The organism is uncultured Roseovarius sp., assembly GCF_947259555.1.
Classification (GTDB): Bacteria; Pseudomonadota; Alphaproteobacteria; order Rhodobacterales; family Rhodobacteraceae; genus Roseovarius.
The window spans coordinates 1-4921 of sequence record NZ_CAMYMD010000097.1 but is presented as its reverse complement, the minus strand read 5'-3'; the positions used below and the strand labels follow the sequence as shown (position 1 = coordinate 4921).

At 66.6% G+C, this 4921-nt stretch carries 4 protein-coding genes and 1 pseudogene; 3 read left to right on the top strand and 2 right to left on the bottom strand.

Annotation, left to right across the window (positions count from 1 at the left end; all coding sequences use genetic code 11):
• A pseudogene (locus Q0X85_RS15900) lies at nt 1-796 on the top strand (hypothetical protein); the annotation flags it as partial.
• 421 nt (nt 797-1217) lie between these two features.
• Nucleotides 1218-1805 carry a glutathione S-transferase family protein gene (locus tag Q0X85_RS15895; RefSeq protein WP_297773540.1) on the top strand — a complete coding sequence of 196 codons (588 nt, stop codon included), beginning with the start codon at nt 1218-1220 and terminating at the stop codon, nt 1803-1805.
• Here Q0X85_RS15895 and Q0X85_RS15890 read toward each other — a convergent pair.
• Together Q0X85_RS15890 and Q0X85_RS15885 are read right to left on the bottom strand one after the other, a co-directional pair.
• Nucleotides 1781-2956: a TIGR03862 family flavoprotein gene (locus Q0X85_RS15890; protein WP_297773539.1), complete on the bottom strand. Its 1176-nt coding sequence runs from the start codon at nt 2954-2956 to the stop codon at nt 1781-1783. The two genes, Q0X85_RS15895 and Q0X85_RS15890, sit on opposite strands and share 25 nt — an antisense overlap.
• On the bottom strand, nt 2953-4272 hold the full coding sequence (locus Q0X85_RS15885) for a mechanosensitive ion channel domain-containing protein (protein ID WP_297773537.1): 1320 nt from the start codon (nt 4270-4272) through the stop codon (nt 2953-2955). The genes Q0X85_RS15890 and Q0X85_RS15885 overlap by 4 nt, the downstream gene beginning before the upstream one ends.
• A 71-nt stretch (nt 4273-4343) precedes the next feature.
• On the opposite strand from Q0X85_RS15885, the gene Q0X85_RS15880 reads away from it, so the two are divergent.
• Nucleotides 4344-4640 carry an HNH endonuclease gene (locus tag Q0X85_RS15880; protein ID WP_297773541.1) on the top strand — a complete coding sequence of 99 codons (297 nt, stop codon included), beginning with the start codon at nt 4344-4346 and terminating at the stop codon, nt 4638-4640.
• Nucleotides 4641-4921: the final 281 nt, after the last annotated feature.

Below are 4921 nucleotides of genomic sequence, written 5' to 3'. Positions count from 1 at the left end.
CGCCGCCGCCGCGTTCGCTGCCGACGCAGCCGCCCGCGCCGCCTCCGATGCCGCAGCCGCCTGGGTGGCCGTCAGGGCCGATGTGGGAAAGGTGGCGGAGGGCGGCATTCCCGATGCCCTTGCGCTCTGGCCGGACGGAGCGGGGCCGCTGGCAGAGGACTGGGACCTGATCAAATCGCAACTCTCGCACACGTCTGATGGGGCCGACTGGCACTTCTGGGTCGATTGGTATGATGCCCTGCTCGACGGTCGCCCGATGCTGGGGGATGGGGCACGGACGTGGGAGATGCTGGAACAGATTGCCCTCATTGACCCCGAGATATGGGACAAGGGGCCGGAGGCGGTGAACCCGGTGATCCGGAGGATTTGGGAGTTGCACCGTTTGCGCGCGGAGGTGGCGGCGCTGCAGGCCGAGAAGGCGGCGTTTTTGGCGGCGCGGGCCTCGGAGGTGCAGCGGGGTCATAATCAGCCGCCCGAGGGGCTGGTCGATGACGCGCCGGAGGTGGCACGGCAGATCACAATCATCTGGGATGGTTTGGACGAGGCGCGCGAAGAGTTGGAGCGGGACGCGCCGCACAAGGGCCGGTTGCGTGCCATAGCGGAGCGGATCTTGGCGGCGCTCAACGCGGTTGTCGCCTATTGCGGCAAGGTCGGGGATGCGGTGGTGATGTCGGCTGCGACGGAGACGGGCAAGCTTGTCGCGCGCACCGCTTATGTGGCGACGCTTGATCATATTGCGAACAATGGCCGGTTGATGCGGTTCGTGAAGGACTTGCTCGCCTTTGGCGGCGGGTGATTGGCGCGGTGGGTTAGAACCCCACCCTACGCCGTATGCATCGGGTGGGGTTCCAGTTCCCTCGTTGCGTACAAGCGTGTCTTGGCATGGGGTAAGGATGGCCTTGAGCTGCCGTTGCCGTGAGCCGCGCCATTGCCAGGCCGCGGGCTGGCGATCTAACGATCTTTCAGGGCACTTTATGTCTGCCAAATCCGAAAAACTCTAATTGGCGCGCTGACTTAGACAAATCGCCAGTCCGTGGGGGCGGCCTGGCGATGGCGCGGCGGCCTTCGGCCTTGTTCCGCGCCGGGGCTGCTGATCGGCTGTCCGCTCAAGGCCATTCACGCCCCTGCACAGGCCCACATGACCCGTCCTGCCGCCGTTGCCTTCGCCTGCTCTTTGCGCAATGCTGCCGCGACACCAACCGAACGGAGACCGTTGCATGTATGACGTTATCGGATCGCGGGCCAGCCGGGCCTTTCGTGTGCTCTGGCTGCTGGAGGAAATGGGCATCGAGTACAATCACTTGCCCGTCGCGCCGCGCTCGGCGGAGGCGCTGGCGGTGAACCCGTCGGGCAAGATCCCGGCGCTGCGGGAGGACGATCAGGTGCTGACCGATTCCAGTGCGATCATGACCTATCTCGCCGACAAGCATGGCCGGATGACGCATCCCGCCGGTACGCCTGCGCGGGCGCGTCAGGATGCGCTTATGCATCAGATCCTCGATGAGGTCGATGCGGTGCTCTGGACGGCGGCGCGGCATTCCTTCGTGCTGCCCGAGGAGCACCGGGTGCCTGCGGTCAAGGACTCGCTCAAGTGGGAATATGCGCGTAATGTCAACAGGTTGGAGGCGGCGCTCACGGGGCCGTTCCTGCAGGGCGAGACCATGACCATCGCCGATATCCTGCTGGCGCATTGCCTGATGTGGGCGGGCAAGGCGGGCTTTCCGGACCCGCCCGCGCGGCTGGCCGGGTATCTTGACGCGATGATGGCGCGGCCCGGGTTTCAGCGGGCGGCGGCATTGCCCTGAGCGTAGGCCGCCGCGTGGCGGCCGGCCCAGAGGCCGGTGGCGAGGCAGGCGGTCAGCAGGTAGCCGCCGGTGGGCGCCTCCCAATCGAGCATTTCACCGGCGGCGAAGGTGCCGGGGCGGGTGTGCAGCATCAATTCCTCGTTCAGCGCGTTGAAGCGGAGGCCGCCGGCGGTGGAGATGGCCTCATCCATCGGGCGGGGGCCGAGGAGGGGGATGGGCAGCGCCTTGAGCGTGGCGGGCAGGTCTTGGGTGGTGCGGGCAAATTCCATCACCAGCGCGCATTTCACCGGGTCGAGGTTGAGGGCCTTGCGCAGGCGGTTCTTCAGGCTGTCGCGGGGGCGGGTGTTGGCCAGCCGTTGGGCGATTTGCGCGGCTGAGAGGTCGGGTGCGAGGTCGAGCGTGAGCGTGGCGCCGTCGCGCAGGGCGGCGCTGATTTCGTAGACGCCACCGCCTTCGAGCCCGCTGGCGGAGAGGACAAATTCGCCGCGTGAGCGGGTCGGGCCTGCGTGGAGTTCCACGCCTTTGACGGGTTTGCCGAACTGCGGGGGCATATGGGCTGACCAGTCCACCAGAAAGCCCATGTTGGCGGGGCGGAAGGGGGTGAGGGTCTCGGGGGCGAGATGCGCGCTCCATGCCCCGTCGGAGCCGAGCCGCGCCCAGCTTGCGCCGCCGCAGGCGAGCACGGTGACGGTGGGGCTGAGGCGCCGTGGGCCGTCGGGCGTGTCGAAAAGGACGCTATCGCCATCCCATCCGGTCCAGCGCCAGCGGGTGCGGGTCCGGGCGCCCAAGCTGCGCAATTCGGCCAGCATGCTGCGCAGGAGCGGCGAGGCCTTCATCACCTGCGGAAAGACCCGGCCGGTGGAGCCGGTGAAGAGTGTCTGTTCGTGCGCGCCCGCCCAGTCCTGCACCGCGTCCGGCCCGAAGGCGGTGAGCATCGGGCGCAGGGCCTCGGCGCGGTCGCCGTAGGCGGCGAGGAAGGTCTCGAACGGTTCGGATTTGGTGAGGTTCAGCCCGGATTTCCCCGCCATCAGGAATTTGCGCGCCACCGAGGGCTTGGCCTCGGCCAGCGTCACGCGCAGCCCGGCGCGGGCGAGTTCCCGCGCGGCCATGAGGCCCGCAGGCCCGGCCCCGATGACGAGCGCGTCGGTCATGCGGCGGGCGGCAGGCCGACATGATGCAGCACGCGCTGCGGGTAGGGGATTTCGATGCCCTCGGCCTTGAGCGCGTTCCAGATCGCGAAGAGCACGTCGGACTGGTATTTGCCGGTGACGTCCTCGATCCCCTCGACCCAGTATTCGACCGAGAACTCGACGCCGCTGTCGGCGAAGGCCTTGAGCTCGCATTCGGGCGCGCGGGCACCTTCGGCGAGGACGAAACCGAGCGCGCCGACTGCGGGCTCGATCAGGGCCGGAATGCAGTTGATGTCGGTGTCGTAGCTCACGGAGAAATCAGCCTCGTAGCGGTGTTGCGAGCCTGCGTCGGAGAAGTTGACCACGCGGGAGGTGATGAAATCCTCGTTCGGGACCACGATCCAGCGGCCATCGACGGTTTCGAGAATGGCGGCGCGGGCGGTCATCTTGACGATGGTGCCTTCGGAGCCGTCGTCGAGGGTTACATAGTCGCCCACGGTTGTCTGCCCCTCCAGCAGCAGGATCACGCCGGAGACGAAATTGGCCGCGATCTGTTGCAGGCCGAGGCCGATGCCGACGCCAAGTGCGCCGCCCAGCACGGCGATGGCGGTAAGGTCGATGCCCATGATCGACATCAGGAGCAGGAAGGCCGCGCCGAAAATGGCGATCTGGCTGGCCTTCATCGCGAGTTCACGGGTGGCTGGGCGCAATTCCTCCTGACGGCGGATGAACTCTTCGGACTGGCTGTTGGACCAGCGGCCAAGCCAGAAGAGCAGCGCGCCCGAGACCGCGCCGCGAATGAGCGCCAGTGCCGAGAAGCTGATATTGCCGAGATCGACCGAGATCGCGGCGAGCCGGTCGTTGGCCGGCCCGAGGATATCGAAGAGGTAGAGCAGCGCCACCGGCATCAGCACGAAGCGCCCGAGCACCTTGAGGAACGGATCTGTCAGGATTTCGCGCACGAAGAGGCGGGCGGCGAGGACCATGAACAGCCGCTTGCCGAAGGCGATCACGTCGCCGGAGCCGAAGAGAGACCGGGTCACGCCTTCGCCCATGCCGGTGAGGCCATAGGCCAAGAGCGGCATCAGGAGCGGCAGGAACATCAGCACGAAGAGGCGCGCCGAGGCGATCGGCCCGTCCTGTCCCGCGGGGGGTGTCAGCAGTCGGGTGAGTGTGGGGCGCAGGCGGCGCGTGATCAGCACGGCCAGCAGCCACGCCACCACCAGCAGCGCGAATTGCGACCATGCCGCCGGGCTGAGTAGCCAGACCTTGGCCATGTCCCAGCCCTGCAGGCCGTAGCCGATGGCCGTATGTACGATCTCCGGTAGCCCCTCCATCACACACCCCTTGTCATCTTTACCCTTTGCGCCATCCTCTTGCCCGCACTCTACAATAGGATCAAGATAAACTGACCGAAACGCCGATCTGTCCGCTCTGTCTGCGGCCCATTCCGCCCGGCGCCCGGCAAAGCCAGCATCACCTTGTGCCCAAGCTGAAGGGCGGCAAGGGCGGCCCGGTGGTGCGCCTGCATCAGATTTGCCACAACGAGATTCACGCGACGCTGACGGAAGGAGAACTGGCGCGGGAGTTTAATACGGTTGAGGCGCTGCGGGCGCATCCGAGGCTGGCGAAGTTCATTGAATGGGTGGGGCAGCGCCCGCCGGAGTTTCATTCGAAAACGCCGGGACGCAGGCGCAAGCGGTAAAATCCTACGTACAAAAAAGGCACCCCCGGAACCAGCCCCTTGCAGTAGATGATGCACGTGAGAGCACGCAGCGGGCTCGGAGCGCAATGACCGCTTCGAGCCCAGACCGTCGATTGCGTTAGCAACGAACCTCGGCTTGGCCTGGCCTGGCCTGGAGCGGACAGCCGATCAGCAGCCCCGGCGCGGAATCAAGGCCGAAGGCCGCCGCGCCATTGCCAGGCCGCCCCCACGGACTGGCGATTTGTCTAAGTCAGCGCGCCAATTAGAGTTTTTCGGATTTG